At 60.8% G+C, this 17,202-nt stretch carries 15 protein-coding genes; all 15 read right to left on the bottom strand.

All coding sequences use genetic code 11. From position 1 onward, the window contains the following. Window positions 1-59 precede the first annotated feature (59 nt). The 15 genes from hemL to hemA all read right to left on the bottom strand — a co-directional run bounded on the left by hemL (window position 60) and on the right by hemA (window position 17,097). Complete coding sequence (gene hemL, locus VI215_11325; protein ID HEY6192901.1) at window positions 60-1,358, bottom strand: glutamate-1-semialdehyde 2,1-aminomutase; 1,299 nt, start codon at window positions 1,356-1,358, stop codon at window positions 60-62. Between the two features lie 141 nt (window positions 1,359-1,499). Next, window positions 1,500-2,513 (bottom strand): porphobilinogen synthase, encoded by a 1,014-nt coding sequence (gene hemB / locus VI215_11330; protein ID HEY6192902.1) that lies wholly within the window; start codon window positions 2,511-2,513, stop codon window positions 1,500-1,502. Between the two features lie 391 nt (window positions 2,514-2,904). Next, a complete protein-coding gene (locus VI215_11335) occupies window positions 2,905-3,996 on the bottom strand; it encodes a glycosyltransferase (GenBank protein ID HEY6192903.1) in 1,092 nt (363 codons plus the stop codon). Between the two features lie 64 nt (window positions 3,997-4,060). Continuing rightward, window positions 4,061-5,338, bottom strand: coding sequence for an APC family permease (locus VI215_11340; protein HEY6192904.1), 1,278 nt, complete (start codon window positions 5,336-5,338; stop codon window positions 4,061-4,063). Further along, the gene (locus VI215_11345) at window positions 5,335-6,132 is read right to left on the bottom strand and encodes an alpha/beta fold hydrolase (protein ID HEY6192905.1); all 798 of its coding nucleotides are present in this window, start codon (window positions 6,130-6,132) and stop codon (window positions 5,335-5,337) included. The genes VI215_11340 and VI215_11345 overlap by 4 nt, the downstream gene beginning before the upstream one ends. 145 nt (window positions 6,133-6,277) lie before the next feature. Beyond that, a complete protein-coding gene (locus VI215_11350) occupies window positions 6,278-7,207 on the bottom strand; it encodes a TerC family protein (protein HEY6192906.1) in 930 nt (309 codons plus the stop codon). Window positions 7,208-7,278: 71 nt separating this feature from the next. Continuing rightward, window positions 7,279-8,586 (bottom strand): citrate synthase, encoded by a 1,308-nt coding sequence (locus VI215_11355; protein ID HEY6192907.1) that lies wholly within the window; start codon window positions 8,584-8,586, stop codon window positions 7,279-7,281. A 186-nt stretch (window positions 8,587-8,772) separates the two neighbouring features. Continuing rightward, window positions 8,773-10,134 carry a protoporphyrinogen oxidase gene (hemG, locus tag VI215_11360; GenBank protein HEY6192908.1) on the bottom strand — a complete coding sequence of 454 codons (1,362 nt, stop codon included), beginning with the start codon at window positions 10,132-10,134 and terminating at the stop codon, window positions 8,773-8,775. A gap of 93 nt (window positions 10,135-10,227) precedes the next feature. After that, window positions 10,228-11,205 (bottom strand): ferrochelatase, encoded by a 978-nt coding sequence (gene hemH / locus VI215_11365; GenBank protein HEY6192909.1) that lies wholly within the window; start codon window positions 11,203-11,205, stop codon window positions 10,228-10,230. Continuing rightward, window positions 11,202-12,080, bottom strand: a complete 879-nt coding sequence (gene hemF, locus VI215_11370) for an oxygen-dependent coproporphyrinogen oxidase (protein HEY6192910.1) — start codon at window positions 12,078-12,080, stop codon at window positions 11,202-11,204. Before hemF ends, hemH begins: the two co-directional genes overlap by 4 nt. Window positions 12,081-12,384: 304 nt before the next feature. After that, window positions 12,385-12,807, bottom strand: coding sequence for a ferritin-like domain-containing protein (locus VI215_11375; protein HEY6192911.1), 423 nt, complete (start codon window positions 12,805-12,807; stop codon window positions 12,385-12,387). 33 nt (window positions 12,808-12,840) lie between these two features. Next, a complete protein-coding gene (gene hemE / locus VI215_11380; protein ID HEY6192912.1) occupies window positions 12,841-13,881 on the bottom strand; it encodes a uroporphyrinogen decarboxylase in 1,041 nt (346 codons plus the stop codon). Beyond that, the gene (locus VI215_11385; protein HEY6192913.1) at window positions 13,874-14,734 is read right to left on the bottom strand and encodes a uroporphyrinogen-III synthase; all 861 of its coding nucleotides are present in this window, start codon (window positions 14,732-14,734) and stop codon (window positions 13,874-13,876) included. The genes hemE and VI215_11385 overlap by 8 nt, the downstream gene beginning before the upstream one ends. A gap of 132 nt (window positions 14,735-14,866) precedes the next feature. Further along, complete coding sequence (gene hemC / locus VI215_11390; GenBank protein ID HEY6192914.1) at window positions 14,867-15,829, bottom strand: hydroxymethylbilane synthase; 963 nt, start codon at window positions 15,827-15,829, stop codon at window positions 14,867-14,869. Continuing rightward, window positions 15,826-17,097, bottom strand: coding sequence for a glutamyl-tRNA reductase (gene hemA / locus VI215_11395; GenBank protein HEY6192915.1), 1,272 nt, complete (start codon window positions 17,095-17,097; stop codon window positions 15,826-15,828). Before hemA ends, hemC begins: the two co-directional genes overlap by 4 nt. Window positions 17,098-17,202 lie beyond the last annotated feature (105 nt).

Below are 17,202 nucleotides of genomic sequence, written 5' to 3' on the forward strand. Positions count from 1 at the left end.
TGCCATCCTGCCTTCGAGGCGGGATGGCATTTCTTGTTAACGCAGCCTGAAGGCTGCGGCTACCGGGAGGAAAGGACTTTGGAAAGCGCGTACTTGCACGCCTTGAGCGTCCGCTCGATATCGGCCTCCGTATGCGCAGCTGAGATGAACGCCGCCTCGAACTGGGAAGGGGGGAGATAGACGCCGCGCTCGAGCATCGCGCGGAAGAATGTTGAGAAGCGGCCGGTGTCGGAGCATTTGGCCGTGTCGTAGTCCACGACCTTTCGTTCGGTGAAGAAAATCGTAAACATCGAGCCGACACGGTTCAATTGATACCCCACACCCAGCGATTCGAAGATCCTGCGAATTCCGGATTCCAGATGCGCTCCCCTTTGCTCGAGCTTCGCGTAGATCGACCGCTGGCGGGAGAGAATCGAAAGCATTGCGTTTCCCGCCGCCATCGCCAGGGGATTTCCGGAGAGGGTGCCGGCCTGGTAGACTGGCCCGGAGGGGGAAACCATTTCCATAAGGTCGCGCCGCCCTCCGTACGCGCCGACCGGCAATCCTCCCCCGATGATCTTGCCGAGCGTGGTCAAATCGGGCCGGATCTTGAATCGCTCCTGCGCCCCGCCGGGGGCCACGCGGAATCCTGTCATCACCTCATCGAAAATCAATACGATTCCCTCGGCGTCACACAGGGCGCGCAGCTCCCCGAGGAACCCCGGAGCGGGCGGTACGCATCCCATGTTTCCGACGACCGGCTCAACGATGATTGCCGCGATCGATCCTCGGTGAAGCCGGGCATGCTCCCTGACGGACCCGATGTCGTTGAACCGGGCATTCAGCGTATCCGCGGCGACGCCCGTCGTGACGCCCGGGCTGTCGGGGGTCCCGTGCGTCAGCGCGCCGGAGCCCGCCTTGATGAGAAACGCGTCGGCGTGGCCGTGGTAACATCCTTCAAACTTCAGAATCTTCGCTCTCCCCGTGAAAGCGCGCGCGAGGCGGATTGCGCTCATCGTGGCTTCCGTCCCGGAGTTCACCATCCGGACCATCTGGACAGAGGGCATATTCTTTGTGACAAGCTCGGCGAGCATTACTTCGGCCTCGGTCGGGGCCCCGAAGCTGGTTCCCTGTTTGGCAGCGCGCTGAACCGCCCGGATCACGGGAGGATGGGCATGGCCCAGGATCATCGGTCCCCAGGAACCCACATAATCGATGAACTTGTTTCCGTCGGCATCCCAGAGCGAGGCATTCTTCGCCCGGGCGATGAAGAGGGGGTTCAATCCGACCGACTTGAATGCGCGTACGGGTGAGTTGACGCCCCCGGGGAGGACGTTCTTGGCTCGTTTAAACAACTTGTCGGACTTGGTCGTTTTCATTACTTGTTGAATTTGTCATCCTGAGGAAGCGAAGCGACCGAAGGATCCCGCAGCCTAAAGGCTGCGGCTACCTAACTGGGGAGATCCTTCGCGAAGTTTACACTGAGCGACGCGAATGTGCTCAGGATGACAATGAAGGGGTCACAGAAGTTTTGCGGCGTCCTTGGCGAAGTAGGTCAGTATGAGATCCGCACCGGCGCGCTTAATGCCCGTGAGCATCTCCATCATCACGCGTTGTTCGTCGATCCAGCCGAGCCTACCTGCCGCTTTCACCATCGAATACTCGCCGCTGACATTGTAGGCGGCGGTCGGCATCCCGAATGTGTCCTTCACGCGGCGGATGATGTCGAGGTAGGGCATCGCGGGCTTGACCATGACGATATCGGCGCCCTCGTCGATATCGGCCTGAACCTCGCGCAACGCCTCGTCCGAATTTGCGGGATCCATCTGGTGCGAGCGGCGGTCTCCGAATTTCGGCGTGCTCTCCGCTGCTTCCCGGAACGGTCCGTAGAAGCCGGAGGCATATTTCGCCGCATAGGACATGATCGGCAGGGAGCGGAAGTCGTTCTCGTCCAGGATCCGGCGGATCGCCTGCACACGCCCGTCGAACATGTCGGAGGGAGCGACCATATCGGCGCCCGCCTGGGCATGCGTGAGAGCTTCCCGGGCCAGGAGATCGATCGATTCATCGTTCATGATCTCGGTGCCGCGGACAATACCGCAGTGCCCGTGGGATGTGTATTCGCAGAGACAGACATCGGTGATGACAAAGAGATCGGGCACATCCTTCTTGATCGCGTGAATCGCCCGCTGCACGATCCCGAGCTCGTCGTACGCCTCGCTTCCGACATCGTCCTTCTGCTCCGGAATGCCGAAGAGGATCACCGCGGGGATGCCGAGGGCGTGCACCTCGTGGCATTCGCGGACGATCTGATCGACCGACATCTGGAACACTCCGGGCATCGAGGAGACTTCCTTCCGGACGTTCGCCCCCGGGCAGGCGAAGAGGGGATAAATGAAGTCGGCTTTCGAGAGTTCGGTTTCACGGACCATCGACCGGAGAACCGCGGTCATCCGTGTCCGCCGAAGCCGTTTGAAATCGCGCGGGCCGGTCTCGGTTTGAGGGGCGAAATGTGATTCTTCTGTCGTGTGCATAAGGATTCCTCGAATTCGTTCCGGAAGTCAGTCAAATGTAACGATCCTGCCGGGCAAGTTCAACTGGGGGGAGTGAATGAACTTCAGCTGCCGAACTGAAAGACCGCAGGCTAAAGCCTGCGGCTACCAAAGCCCGAGGCATCGGTAGCCGCGACCTTCAGGTCGCGTTCCGTCTAACGCAGGCTAAAGCCTGCGCCTACCAAAGCCCGAGGGATCGGTAGGCGCGACCTTCAGGTCGCGTGACGACCCCAAGCCCGAGGCATCGGTAGGCGCGACCTTCAGGTCGCGTGCAGTCTAACGCCTCCGCCTCTGCGTCCCGGCCGAGTTTCGGCGCAGAGCGCCGAAGTATGCGTTCCCACGCAGAGCGTGGGAACGAGAACAACCAATCGTTTCAGATTTGTCCGAGCACGTCCTCGAGGATGGCTGTGGCGGCGTGGGGCCTGGCGATCGCGCGGGCGCGGCGCTTCATGGCGGCAAGAAGCGCCGGCTGTTCGATCAGCCTGTCGAGCTTGAAATAGAGGTTCGAGAAACCCGTTGCGGTAAGAGCCGCGCCCTGTTCGACGACGTACTCCGCATTCCGGCCTTCCTGGCCCGGGAACGGATCGAGGATCACCATCGGAAGATGGCTGGCGAGCGCTTCGCTGACGGTCAGTCCGCCCGCCTTCGTGATGAGAAGGTCGGAGGAGGCCATCGCAAGATCGACAAACGGAATGAATTGGTAGAGCTTCACATCGACATTCGGTGGGAAGGAAATCCGGTTCAGCTTCGCATAGAGCTCCGGGTTCTTTCCGCAGACGACCAACAGCTGAAATCTCCGGTGGCCCCTGGTTGAGAGAAACTGCGCAATGGAAGGGACCAGCTCATCGATCACTCCCACCCCGTACCCTCCGGAGAGAATCAGAATCGTGAACAACTTGGGCTGCAGCTCCAGTTTCCTGCGGGCATCCAGCCGCTTCGCGGGCGATCTGAACTGCGGCATGACCGGTATGCCGGAGACGCAGGTCCTGCTCTCCGGAACGTCGTGTGCCAGAATCGTCCACGCCGCCTCGTCGGTCGCGGCGTAAAAGCGCCGTATGGCCCGGCTGATCCAGAGGGAATGCACATCATAATCGGTCGTCACCGCAAAAAACGGGATCCGCCATGAGTCGCGCATGATCTTCTCTTCGATCGCAACGTACGGGAGGAAGTGGGTGCAGATGACCGCATCGGGCTTCAGCGAGTCCAATCGGGCGAGATACTTCTTGTAGTTGAAATGATCGAACAGGCGCATCAGACCGGCCTTGCTCTTCCGGGGCGCTGTCCGCTCCGACCGCTTGTAAAGGTATCCCCAGAGTTCGGGCGAGCGGCGCACCACGGCATAGTAGCTTTTGCTGTAGAGTTTCCGGAAGAGCGGGAAGGTAAAATCGAGTATGTCCTGATGGCTGATCGTGACCGGCACGGAGAGGGACTCCGCCGCCGCGGCCAGCGCCTCCCCGGCGCGCACATGGCCCGCCCCGACCGTCGCGGAGACGATGAGAATCGTTTTCCCGGGCCGGGCCGCCGCTTCGTTAGCGATGTTTCCTCCTCACAATGAAATACAGGAAGGTTCCCGCGGCGATCCCGCCGATCGTATAATATAATTCCTCGGGCCTGGTAAATTTCAACAGGGCGCAGGCAAAGAGGATTCCCAGCAGCGGTATCGCGGGCCCGAAGGGGATCGTAAAGGGGGCGCGGCTCTCTTTCCGGAATGCGAGCACGGAAGCGGAGGTGCTGATGTAGAATAGCAGGCGCGAGACGATGCTGATAGCCGCGAGCGTCACAAAATCGGAAAGTGCTGCCAGAAGAAAAACCATTCCCGCATAAATGTAAATGGAGGCATCGGGCGTTTTGTAGACCGGATGGACGTGGCGAAAGATCGAAGGGAGCTGGTTGTTCTCGGCAAGCGCGAACGTGAGGCGTGGCGCGCCGAGGATGTTGCCTCCGATGAGTCCCAATGTCGAGATCACCGCCCCCGCGGCAATCACCCGGGCGCCGGCCGGCCCCATGACCGCGGCCGCAAGCGCGGCGATCGGCCGTTCTTCCGAGGCCAGGCCGGGGAGGACCCCCGTGGCGACGAGCTGGAGAAGGAAGTAGACGGCGGCGACGACGAACACTCCGGCGATCAGGGCCCTCGGCACATTGGAACGGGGATCGACGGCCTCGCCCGACGGGATCGTCATGATTTCAAATCCTCCGAAGGCGAACGTCAGCAGGAAGAGCGAGCGCATGAAGCTTTCGGCCGGAGGAACGGTCTCCACGGCGAGGTTTTTCCCCTGGATGAAAAATAGGCCCACCACGACGACGAGTACAAGCGGGAGGACCTTTGCGATGGTGATGAAGTCGACAGTGAGGGCGCCGTACCGAACACCCCGCACGTTGATGAAGGTGAGAACCGCCGTGAGAAGCAGAAACACTCCCAACCGAACGGCCGGTGCGTTCATCCCGGGGATAAAATATCCGAGATAGAGCGTAAAGAGCCCGAAACTTGCCGCTGTCCCAGCCAACCGGGTAAGATAGACGATCCAGCCCACCTGGAACCCTGCGAATGGCCCGAACGCATGATAGGCGTACCGGTAGGGTCCTCCGCCTGATTCGAACCGGCTCGATGCCTCCGCAAACGACAAGACGAATGTGAGTGTCACAACGGCGCAGGCGATGCAGGCGTACGGGCTGAGGGGCCCGAGGAGGCCCGCGATCACCGCCGGGAGAAAGAAAATTCCGGCTCCGAGGATGCTGTCGATCGTCAGCGCGATCAGATCCCACCGGCCCATGGCGCGGGCGAGTCCGGCCGGATGCTCGAGCGTCATTTCAGCCAGGCGAGAAAATGCAGGAGGTGGCGGTTGAACTCTTCGGCGTTTTCCAGGTTGCTCAGGTGTCCAGCGCGGGAAATGATGTGAAGCTCCGCGCCGGGTATTTTTTCCCGCATGGCGCTCGACGCGGCCGGCGGGGTGATGGTGTCGTTCTGACCGACGAGAATGAGCGCCGGGATGGTGAGCGTGAAGAGCAATGGGGTGGTGTCGGTGCGGGCTGCGAGCGCGAGGAGCGTCCCGGCTGCAGCGACGGGCGATGTCTGTTCGATCACCTGGCGGATCCCCCGCACCACCTCCGGGAGCCGTTCCGGAGTTTCGGGGTGAAACGCCGCGCGGAGAAAGGCGTCGGCGAACTTCTTCATGCCGTCCCTCTTCACGGACCGGGCCTGGGCCGCCCGGTTGACTTTCCCTTCATTCGTGTCCGGCTCGCTTCTCGTATCGGCGAGGATCACTCCCCTGAACCGGTCCGGGTGCCGTTCGATAGCGCGGAGAGCGATGTATCCCCCCATCGAGAGTCCGGCCACGACGGCTTTCGGGATCTTGAGATGGTCGAGCAGGCCGATCAGGTCGTCCACAAAATATTCGACCGAATACTGCCCGTCTCCCGCGTCGCTCGCCCCGAAGCCGCGAATATCGTACGTGACGGCATAATATTGTTCCTTGAGGGCCTCCAGCTGGGGCATCCACATGCGGCGGTCGAACGGAAAGCCGTGGACAAAGACGACCGGCAGGCCGGCCCGGGGCCCGGAGACTTCATATTCAATCGAGATGCCGTCGGTCAGGAATTTCATGGGTTCCCCATCCTGTCATCCTGAGGGAGCGTAGCGACCGAAGGATCCCGGTCCACGAAGCGGGGAGATCCTTCGCTTCGCTCAGGATGACAACTCCCACGCTCAGGATGACATTTCAAGTGGTCAGGATGCCAAGGGTGATAGTTCACGGTTTCACCGCAGAAGCATTCTTTTCGGGCCGGAGGAGTGACGCCACTATGGCGACCGACAGCAGAAAGAAGATGATCAGGAGGGAGACGTGGATCGGCACCTGAACCCACCGCTCGAGAAGCATCTTCGCACCGATGAACGCCAGGACGGCGGAGAGTCCGTACTTGAGAAACCGGAATTGCCCCATGAATCCCGCGACGAGGAAATAGAGCGAACGCAGACCGAGGACGGCGAAGATGTTCGACGTGAAGATGATGAACGCGTCTCTCGTAATGGCAAAAATCGCCGGGATCGAATCGGTGGCGAACGCGATGTCTGTCGTTTCAATCGTCAGGAGGACGAGAAAGAGCGGCGTCATGCTCCGCTTCCCTCCGGTCCTGACGAAGAATTTCTTTCCCGCGTACTCCCGGGTGACGGGGAAAAACCTCCGGGCGAGGCGGATCAGGGGGTTGCGCTCGGGGTCAACCTGCGTGTCGCGCTGAATGGCGAGCTTCACCGCCGTGACGATCAGGAACGCGCCGAGGAGATAGAGGATCCAGTGGAATTGGGTGACGAGCGCCGATCCGAGGAGGATAAAAACGGCCCGGAACACGATCGCGCTCAGCACTCCCCAGAAGAGGACGGCGTGATGCACCTCCTTCGGCACAGCGAAATAGGTGAGGATCACGATGAAGACGAAGACATTGTCGACGGAGAGCGCTTCTTCGACGAGATAGCCGGTGAGATACTCGAAGGCTTTGCCGCTCCCCTGGTTGAGCCAGATGAAGAGGCAGAAGAGCATCGCCAGGAGGAACCAGACCGCCGTCCAGATTGCCGCCTCCTTCATGGACGGAAAATGCGGCCGCTTCTGGAAGACGCCGAGATCGAGAGCCAGCATCACCAGAACGACAACGATGAAGAGAACGAGAATAAAGGTGTCGCTCATTGAGATGGCACTGCCTGATAGCCGGCGCCGGAGCTCAACACCCGCCCTGGGCTCTCAGCCCGCGGTTTGAGCTACGATTTTTTTTCTTCGGTACGCTTTCCCATCATCACATAGTCCCGCATGCCCGGACCGAGGTAGATCTGACGGGGCCTCGCGATCTTCTGCTCCGGATCGAGCAGCATCTCCTCCCATTGCGCCACCCACCCCGAAGTCCTGCCGATGGCGAACAAGACCGGAAACATCTCGACCGGGAAGCCCATCGCCTGGTAAATCAATCCGGAGTAGAAATCGACGTTCGGGTAGAGTTTCCGCTTGATGAAGTACTCGTCCTGGAGCGCGATGTGCTCGAGCTCGAGGGCGATGTCGAGCTTCGGGTTTCGTCCCGTGACCTCGAACACCTCGTCGGCGAGCTTCTTGATGACCTTCGCCCTCGGATCGTAGTTCTTGTACACGCGGTGGCCGAAACCCATCAGGCGCCCCTTTCCCTCTTTCACCGACTTGATGAACCCGGGGACGTTATGCTTCGAGCCGATTTCGTCGAGCATCAGCAGCACGGCCTCGTTCGCGCCGCCGTGCAAAGGGCCGTAGAGGGCGGATGCGGCGGCCGCGGTGGCGGAGAACGGGTCAACCTGCGAGCTTCCGACGCTTCGCATGGCGCTGGTGCTGCAATTCTGCTCGTGGTCGGCATGGAGAATAAAGAGGACATCGAGCGCGTGTTCCAGGACGGGGTCGACCTTGTACTTCAGTTCCGTCATCTTGAACAACATGTTGAGCAGGTTTCCCGCATAGGTCAGATCGTTATCGGGATAGACGTACGGCCTGCCGACGCTGTGGCGGAACGCGAAGGCCGCAAGCGTAGGCATTTTGCCGACGAGCCGGAAAATCTGCCTCTTCCTCGATTCGGGGTCGCTGATATCCTTCGCATCGGTGTAGAACGTCGAAAGGGCCCCCACGGCGCTGATCAGCATTCCCATCGGATGGGCGTCGTAATGGAACCCGTCCACGAACTTCTTGATGTTCTCGTGAATCAGCGTGTGCATGACGATATGATTCGTCCACTGCTCGTACTGGGACTTTGTGGGGAGCTCTCCGTAAATCAGGAGGTACGCCACCTCGAGGTAGTTGCTTTTTTCCGCCAATTGTTCGATCGGATATCCGCGATACCGGAGGATCCCCTTGTCGCCGTCGATGTAGGTGATGCTGCTCTTGCAGGCGGCTGTATTGAGGAATGCGGGATCGTAGGTCATCATCCCGAAATCCTCGTTCTTGAGCTTGATCTGGCGAAGGTCCATCGCCCGGATTGTCTCGTTCTCGATGGGGATTTCGTACTGCTTTCCGTTGCGGTTGTCGGTGATCGTGAGCGTGTTTCGTCCGTTCATCGGTTGCGCGGTGCGTTGTTCCTGGCTGAGAGATGTGGGTGCGTCTTGTTTCGGCATGTAAGATTCTCCTGAAAAATACAACCCGGCAACACCGGGAAGATTATTTGAAGAAATGTACGAATTTTTGTCCAAAGTTGCAGCCCTGGTTGTGACGGCGAGCGCACCCGCGGCGGAAACAAAAGCGGCTCAGCCGGAGAGATACCGGACAATTTGCTCCGAGATGTTCGATGCGCTGGAGACGCAGTCTCCCACAGCGATCCCTCCCCGGTAATTGCTGCAGATGAATGCGCCCCGAAAATTCTGCTCGAAACGATCGATGGCCCGGAGGACGCTCTCGTACCCCATGGTGTACTGCGGAATCGCATGCTCCCAGCGAGTGATCCGGGAGAAGAGAGGGTCCCCACGGATTCCCATGATCGATTGCAACTCCTTCAGGACGAGGCTCTTCAACTGTTCGTCATCCAGCGAAACCAGGCCGGGCTGGCGGGCGCCCCCGACAAACGTCGTGAGCGCGACGCAGCCCTCCGGCGCACGCCCCGGGAATAACGCCGCCGACCAGATTGAGCCGAGGATCTGGCGGCCTTCCACCTCGGGAACCAGGAATCCGAAGCCGTCGAGGGGACGAGCGAGCTGATCCTGTTTGAATCCAAAAAAGACCGATGCCACCGGAGGGTAATAGATCGATTCCAGTTTCTTCGACATCTCGGGATCGATCGGCCGGATGATTGCGGCTGTCGCGGCGGCCGGACTTGCGAGCACGACCGCGGACGCCTGGATCGATTCGGATGCGCCGTTCCTGCGGACGGTGACCACGTGAATCGGGTTGCGGCCCGCGCGCATCGGAATGATCCGCTCCACCGGGGCGTTCAGAACGAGCGAATCTCCGAGTTCCGACGCTAGCGAGCGGGGCAGGGTTTGCATCCCGCCGGAAAATGTCAGGAGCCGCGATCCGCCCGCCGGATTCTTTGAGCCCTTCCGCTCCCTTTTGAGCGCGAGCATTCCGCGGAACAGCCCGCCGTATTTCGATTCGAGGGCGTACATTTTGGGAAACGCCGAGCGTATCGAGAGCGTCCGGGGGTCTCCGGCATAGACTCCGGCGACGAACGGATTGATCGCATAGTCCAGGAACTCCTTCCCGAGGCGTCGGGTCACGAACCCGGCCACCGATTCCTCTTCGGTCGCGCGGCCGACGAACGGTTCCTTCAGAATCCTGAGCCGGCCCTTGAGCGACCACAACCGTGTGACAAGGGCCGAGGAGGGAGTCATGGGGATCGCCCGCAGCTCCCCCTCTCTGAGGATATATCTGCGCGAGGCCGCCGGGTCGGCATAGATGCGTTGTTCGAGGATCCCGAGTTCGCTCAGGAGCTGCCCGAGGAGAGGCGTGGTCTCGAGGGCGCTGTTGGGCCCGGCTTCCACGAGCCAACCCTCTTCCCGGTCTGTCCGCATGGTGCCGCCCGGTTCAGAACCTTGTTCGAAGACAAGCACATCGAGACCCCGCCGCTTCAGCCAGTGCGCGGTGCATAATCCGGAGATCCCGGCGCCGGCCACGACGACCGGGAGCGATGCGCCGCCGCCGCGCGGGTGATTCAGAACTTCAGTCTCCGGAGCGTTCAGGAGCTCCTCCGCCCTGGCGTAAGACGTTCAGACATTCTTGAGGACAAGGTCAGCCAGACACTGGATGAACTTCGGATGGTCGTTCAAGGCAGGCATCATTTCGAACTGCTTTACGCCGAGCTCCATCGCTTCTTCCCGTGCTTCGATATCGATTTCATGGAGGGTTTCGATATGTTCGGTGACAAAGGCGACCGGTATGACAAGGAAATGTTTTCGTCCGCGTGACGCCAGCTCGCGCAGGGTATCGGGGAGGGAAGGTTTGAGCCATTCCGCCGGGCCGACCTTGCTCTGGTAGCAGAGCGTATGGGGAGAGCTCCATTTCCCGCTTTCGACGACGAGAGCGACCGTCTCGCCGATCTGCCTCTCGTACGGGTCGCCCCCCTCCACAAGCTTGACCGGCACGCCGTGGGCGCTGAAAATCAGGTCGACATCTTCCGGCCGAACGGAGGCGAACCTGGGATACACCTGGTTGATTCTCTCCACGATTGCAGAAACATAGAGCGGATGGTTGTGATAACAGCAGACGGTCTCCGTCGGGACGGAGGTGTAGCCGTGCACGGCGCACTGCCGGTCCCACTCCCGCAGGCTCGACGCGGTTGTCGCGACGGAGTATTGGGGGTAGAGGGGGAGGAGGATAATCTTCCGGAGCTCTTCGTCTTTCATCCGGACTATCGCCTCCTCCGCGAGGGGATGCCAGTAGCGCATCGCCACATGGACGGAAACCGGAAGGTGCCGTTTGAGCTCGGCCTCAAGGGCGCGCGCCTGGGCCGCGGTCAGATCGACGATCGGGGACTTGCCGCCGATCTCCCTGTAGCGCCCGGCGACCTTCCCGGCCCGTCTCGAAGCGATGAACCGGGCAAGCGGTTTTCTGGCGAGAAAGGCGCCGGGAAAGTTTATGATGTCGGGATCGCAGAAGAGGTTATAGAGAAACGGCTCGACAGCCTCGAGCGAATCGGGCCCCCCGAGTTGAAGGAGCACAACGCCGACCTTTGCGTCCGGTCTCAAATCCAGTCTCTCGGTTCCCTGAGGACGTTCAGGAGTTCGGCCTCGCGCGATCCGGGTTCCGGTTCGCTGCAGTAATCCCACCTCGCCTCCGGGGGGAGGGAAACAAGGATCGACTCGATGCGGCCCTGCGTCTCGAGCCCGAAGAGAGTCCCCCGGTCGTAGAGGAGGTTGAATTCGACATAACGTCCCCTCCGGAGAAGTTGCCACTTCTTTTCGGCCGGCCCCCAAGCGTCGGATTGCCGCCGCCGGAGGATTGGAAGATATGCGGTCAGGAACTGGTCCCCGAGGTCGGTGACGAAGAGAAAGAATCGGCCGGGGTTGTCGCGCCGGTAGTCGAAGAAGATTCCCCCGACCCCCCGCGTTTCCTGCCGGTGCCTGATAAAAAAGTATTCGTCGCACGCCCTCTTGAACAGAAGGTGCCAGCCGGAGTCGTGCCTGTCGCACACGGCCTTCATCACTCCGTGGAAATGGGCGACGTCTTCCTCGTGCAGGTAATTTGGAGTCAGGTCGGCGCCCCCTCCGAACCATGCGTCGCCGTTCGCGAGTTCGAGGTATCGAAGGTTCATGTGGACGGTCGGGATCATGGGGCTGACCGGATGGAGGATGAGGGACACGCCGGTGGCGAAGACCGGCTGTGGATCGACGCCGAGCTTCGCGGCCATCGGAGCAGGGATCCCGCTCTCGACCGCAGAGAAGTTTACTCCCGCTTTTTCAAAGATCGCTCCGTTCTCGAGCACCCGTGTGACGCCCCCGCCCTTCTCCGGATGAGCCCAGCGGTCCTCCCGGAATTGTCCCTTCCCGTCAGCCTCAGCCAGGGCGGAGCAGATGGTATTCTGAAGCGTTTCGAAGTATTGTTGGACGCGAAGTTTGAACATCTATCTCATTTGGAAGTGTCATCCGGGCATTGGGAGCCGCGACCCTCAGGTCGCGGGCTGTTGAACGCAGCCTGAAGGCTGCGGCTACCGATTTTTCATCCTCATTCTCGTTCCGGCGCAGAGCGCCGGGGTATGCGTTCCCACGCGGAGCGTGGGAACGAGAAAGAAATCCGTGCGGCGACCGGTAGGCGCGACCTTCAGGTCGCGTGCCGTCTATCTGTCATCCTGAGGGAGCGTAGCGACCGAAGGATCCCCGTCTACAAAGGGGAGAGATCCTTCGCTGCGCTCAGGATGACATTCTGTATTACATCCCCCTCAGGATGCGATCGAGCTGCTCGGCGTGCCCGGTTTCTTCGACGATGAGTTCCTCGAGCTTGATCTTCAGGCCGATCTCGCCCGCTTCCTCCGCCTGCATCGTGCGTTCGCGGTAGTTCTGAATCACCTGCCGCTCCAGAGCGAGATCATATTTTAGCATCGCCTTCACGTCCTTCGGCGATTTGTATTGAGTCGGGACCGTGGTCGGCTTTCCTCCAAGGGCTGCGATTTTTTCGGCGAGGAAAATGGCGTGCGCCATCTCGCCGGAGACCTCGGGCGTCAGAAATTCCCTCAATTCCTCTCCGTCCCACCCGGTGGCGGTCGATGTCTGGTAGAGATAGAGAATCGATGCGCCGAGTTCGTTGGCGAGATCCTGGTTTAATCCGTCGATGAGGGTTTTCTTATTTGTCATGGAAATGCTCCTCCTTGGTGAATATGGCGGTGGTTAGTGGTATGGGACGCTTTCTTCCTGTACGGCCCGGACGAACTCGCGCGCGTTCTCCACGGGAGTATCCGGAAATATTCCGTGGCCGAGATTGAAAATGTGACCCGATCCGGTCCCGAACTTCGCCAGGATCCTTCTCACCTCTTCCCGGATCGTCGCGGGCGACGCGTACAACACCGCGGGATCGAGATTTCCCTGGAGCGCGACCCGTTCCCCCACGGTCACGCGGGCGTGGCCGATGTCGGAGGTCCAGTCCAGGCCCACGACCTGACACCCGGCAGCGGAAATCCGCTCGATCAGGTGCCCGCAGTTCTTGCAGAAGAGAATGATCGGCGCTCCCCGCGCGTTCGTTTCTGCGATCACGCGCTCGATATAGGCGAGCGAGAATTCCTGAAACGCATCCCCGGTGAGGACGCCTCCCCAGGTGTCGAAAATCTGGAGCGCCTGCGCGCCCGCCTCGACTTGCGCGCTGAGATAGGCGGCCACCGCGCCCGACAGCTTGTCGAGCAACCGGTGGAGCGCGTCCGGACGATCGTAGAGCATTTCCTTGATCCACCGGAACCCTTTGGAGCCGCCCCCTTCCACCATGTACGAAGCCAGCGTCCAGGGAGACCCCGAGAATCCGATCAGAGGCGCCGTTCCGTTGAGCTGCTTCCGGGTGAGGCGGATGGCATCCATGACGAATGCGAGGTGGTCGGCGGGATCAGGGATCCGCAGCCGCGCAATGTCCGCGTCGCTCCGGATGGGAGAAGGGAACCGGGGCCCGCCCTTTCCCTCTTCGACGATGAGTTCCATCCCCATCGCTTCGGGGACCACGAGGATGTCCGAGAAGATGATCGCCGCATCCACGCCAAGCAGTTCGACCGGCTGGAGAGTCACGCGCGCGGCCAGCTCGGGCGTCTTGCAGAGCGTGAGAAAATCGGTTTTTGCGCGCACTTCCCGGTACTCCGGGAGGTACCTTCCCGCCTGCCGCATCATCCAGACCGGAGTCCGGGCCGTGGTCTGGCGGAGGCACGCCCGCAGAAAAAGATCGTTAGCCATTGTCCGGCGCGACAGGGATTGATGGACGGAAGGGGCTGCGCTCTCCGTGATCCGTTTCCGGATGATAATACCGGATAATGGCGTCAACGAGGGATGCGGCGGAGGGTTCTGCCGGGGCGATATCCGTCCCCATCCCGTGCCGCCCGATCGCCGCGGAGGTGGCCGGGCCGATGGCGGCGATGAGAGTGCGAGGGCGGAATTTCATGAGTTCGTCTCCGGAGAATAGGGCGACAAAATTATTGAACGTCGAGGGACTCGTAAAGGTGACAACATCGATTCTCCCCTCCAGGAGCATTGTGCGGACGGGCTGAAAATTTCCGGGACGGGCCAGGCGCGTCTCGTAAACGGTCACGCCATCCACGAGCGCCCCGAGCAAGGAGAGATGTTCCGGGATCGTATCATCGCCCAAACTGCCCCGGGGAAAGAGAAAGCGTTTACCCCTGAGGTCTCCCTGCGCGAGAGTGTGGGCCAGATCGGTGGCGGTAAAGCGCTGCGGCATAACCGTTACCCTGAGACCGAGTCCGGCCGCGGCCCGCCCTGTCTTTTCTCCGACGACGCAGATGATCTTCGTCTGAAGGCTCGCGACCGGGAGGCCGCGGCCCGACCAACGCTCACAGAAGTATTGAACTCCGTTCGTACTGGTGAAGATCAACCCGTCGTAACTGTCGATGCGGTCGATCGAACGGTCGCACTCGTCCCACGACCCGGCCGGCCGGATTTCGATGGTCGGGAACAGCACGGGTGTGCCACCCGACTTCTCAATTTCCGCGGCCAGCTCTCCGGCTTGAAGTGCCGCACGCGTGACGAGGATCTTCTTGCCTGCCAACGGTGCGGATGATTGTGACTTATTCATGTCGTCTCTACTTGAATGTCATCCTGAGCACGTTCGCTGCGCTCAGTGTAAACTCCGCGAAGGATCTCCCCGGTCGTGGACCAAGATCCTTCGGTCGCTTCGCTCCCTCAGGATGACAGCCCTTTCGCGGTTTTAGGAATCGGGTACTTCCTGGAGGTCGGGGTGCCTCACCCGGTCGAGGAGTTCCTTCCCGCCGCTTTTCAGCAGAACAACGGCGAGCTGCTCTCCCAGCGCGGCGCTCTCGCCGGGTTCCCCATGGATCGCTCCCCGGACAATCTTCTTCCCGTCCAGTCCCCCTATCATGCCGTCGAGCAGAAAGCGGCCCGATTCGATCCTTCCGTACGCCCCGATCGGGACCTGGCATCCTCCCTCGAGCACCCGGAGGAGGGCCCGTTCGCCGTTTGTGGAAATCAGCGTCGCCTCGCTGTTCAACGGCTTCACAAGATCGAGGGTTTCCCTGTCCCCGTCCCGAATTTCGATACCGAGCGCCCCCTGTCCCACCGCCGGCAGAATCCGGTCCTCGGGAATCGTCTGTGTGATCCGCTCACCGGCTCCGAGCCGTACGATCCCCGCTTTCGCGAGGATAATCCCGTGCCAATTCGATCGATCGAGCTTCGCGAGGCGGGTGTTCAGGTTTCCGCGCAAATCGACGATCCGCAGATCGGGACGCCAGCTGAGGAGCTGGCATTTTCTCCGCAGGCTTCCCGTGGCGATCACGGCGCCGGCGGGCAGTTCTTCAATCGGAAGCCGGGGTTTCCCGGGATGCCCCACGAACACATCGCGCACGTCCTCCCGTTTCGAGACGGCGGCGATCATCAACCCCGCCGGCAGCATCGTCGGGACATCCTTCAGGCTGTGGACTGCGAGATCGACGCGCCGCTCGAGCAGCGCCTGCTCGATCTCCTTCGTGAACAATCCCTTGGAGCCGATCAGCGAGAGGGGCGAATCAAGAACGGCATCGCCCGTCGTCTTGATAATCTCGATTTCGACGGGCAGGCCCGGATGGAGTCTCTTCAGTTCGTTCCGGACGAAGTTCGCCTGCCAGAGCGCAAGCTGGCTTCCGCGGGTGCCGATGACGAATTGCCGGCCGCTCATTCCGGCTTCCTCTTGTCGAGCCCGAACAGATGGCGGACGACATGGATCCTGTCCCGGATTCTCTCGCCGCTTCCGCTCTCCGGTTCGGTTTTCAGATTGACGGTCGGAGTGTGAAGAATCTTGTTGATGATCCGTTTCGTCAGGAGTTCGAGTTCCTCCCGTTCGCCGGGTGAAAAGTGGCGGAGGTGTTTTTCGACTTCCGCGCGGCGGATCGCCTCGACATGGTCCCGCAATTGTTCGATGGTCGGGTTGACTTCAAGCGAGCCGTACCAGCGGTTGAACTGGATGAGCTCGTCGAGGACGATTTGCCTCACTTTCGGAACCTCCGCCGTGCGGTGCCGCAGGTTTTTTTCGACAAACCGGTTGAGGGCGTCGAGGTCGTGAAGGAAAATATTCTCGATGGAGTTCGCTTCCGGATCGATATTGCGAGGCACGCCGAGATCTATCAGAAAAAGCGGTCTGTTTCCCCGCAGTTTCATCGCCTGCCGCAGATCCTGGGCCGAAAGGACGTACGAAGGCGCCTGGATCGAGCAGATGACGATATCGACATGGTTGATCTCCCCGAGAAACGACTCAAAATCGACGACGCGGCCGCCCAGGTCGGGGGCGATGGCTTCGGCGTGCATCCGCGTCCGGTTCGTGAGGAGCAGCGTCCCCACGTTTCGGCCGACGAGGTGTTTGGCGGTGAGCGAACCCGTTTCTCCCGCGCCGATCAGGAGGGCGGACCGTTTCGAGAGGTCGCTGAAAATTTTTGAGGAAAGCTCCGCCGCGGCGTAGCTGACGGAGACGGCCCCGCTGCTGATTTCCGTTTCGGTCCGCGCCCGTTTGCCGATCCGGAGGGCCGTATCGAACACCCTGTTCATCACCGACCCCATCGCCGCGAGCTCATGCGAGATCGCGTACGCCTCCTTGATCTGGTTGAGGATCTGGATGTCGCCGACCACCATCGAATCGATGCCGGAGGCGACGTTGAAGAGGTGTTTTACGGCGTTGAGCGATCCGATCGTATAGAAATGATCTCCGCCCGCCCCGCTTGCCCCTTTGTGATTCGCGAGGACCGTCCACATCGGCGACCCATTGGAGGATTCGTCCCGCGTCGTGTAATAAAGTTCCGTCCGGTTGCAGGTGGAAATCAGGACGCATTCGGGGAGTTGCCTCTCGTGCAGGGACTGAACCAGGGACCTCGCCTCCTGCGCGGAGAACCAGAGCTGCTCGCGCACCTCGAGGGGGGCCGTACGGTGATTGATACCCACGCAGTGGAGGTTCATGAAGCGATCCGTACCCTACCCACGCTTTGAATTCCTCCTCATTGTCATCCTGAGGGAGCGAAGCGACCGAAGGATCTCGATCCGGAAACAACGGGATCCTTCGCT

This window comes from Bacteroidota bacterium (genome assembly GCA_036522515.1).
GTDB lineage: Bacteria > Bacteroidota > Ignavibacteria > UBA10030 > SZUA-254 > VBOC01.

Excerpts from the sequence above, each read along its gene's own strand:
- VI215_11355 (HEY6192907.1), bottom strand. The coding sequence starts at position 8,586 with ATGAACGGACGAAACACGCTCACGATCACCGACAACCGCAACGGAAAG.
- VI215_11345 (HEY6192905.1), bottom strand. The coding sequence starts at position 6,132 with ATGAAATTCCTGACCGACGGCATCTCGATTGAATATGAAGTCTCCGGG.
- hemB (HEY6192902.1), bottom strand. The coding sequence starts at position 2,513 with ATGCACACGACAGAAGAATCACATTTCGCCCCTCAAACCGAGACCGGC.
- hemF (HEY6192910.1), bottom strand. The coding sequence starts at position 12,080 with ATGTTCAAACTTCGCGTCCAACAATACTTCGAAACGCTTCAGAATACC.
- VI215_11385 (HEY6192913.1), bottom strand. The coding sequence starts at position 14,734 with ATGAATAAGTCACAATCATCCGCACCGTTGGCAGGCAAGAAGATCCTC.
- hemL (HEY6192901.1), bottom strand. The coding sequence starts at position 1,358 with ATGAAAACGACCAAGTCCGACAAGTTGTTTAAACGAGCCAAGAACGTC.
- VI215_11375 (HEY6192911.1), bottom strand. The coding sequence starts at position 12,807 with ATGACAAATAAGAAAACCCTCATCGACGGATTAAACCAGGATCTCGCC.
- hemA (HEY6192915.1), bottom strand. The coding sequence starts at position 17,097 with ATGAACCTCCACTGCGTGGGTATCAATCACCGTACGGCCCCCCTCGAG.
- hemE (HEY6192912.1), bottom strand. The coding sequence starts at position 13,881 with ATGGCTAACGATCTTTTTCTGCGGGCGTGCCTCCGCCAGACCACGGCC.
- hemC (HEY6192914.1), bottom strand. The coding sequence starts at position 15,829 with ATGAGCGGCCGGCAATTCGTCATCGGCACCCGCGGAAGCCAGCTTGCG.
- VI215_11340 (HEY6192904.1), bottom strand. The coding sequence starts at position 5,338 with ATGACGCTCGAGCATCCGGCCGGACTCGCCCGCGCCATGGGCCGGTGG.
- VI215_11350 (HEY6192906.1), bottom strand. The coding sequence starts at position 7,207 with ATGAGCGACACCTTTATTCTCGTTCTCTTCATCGTTGTCGTTCTGGTG.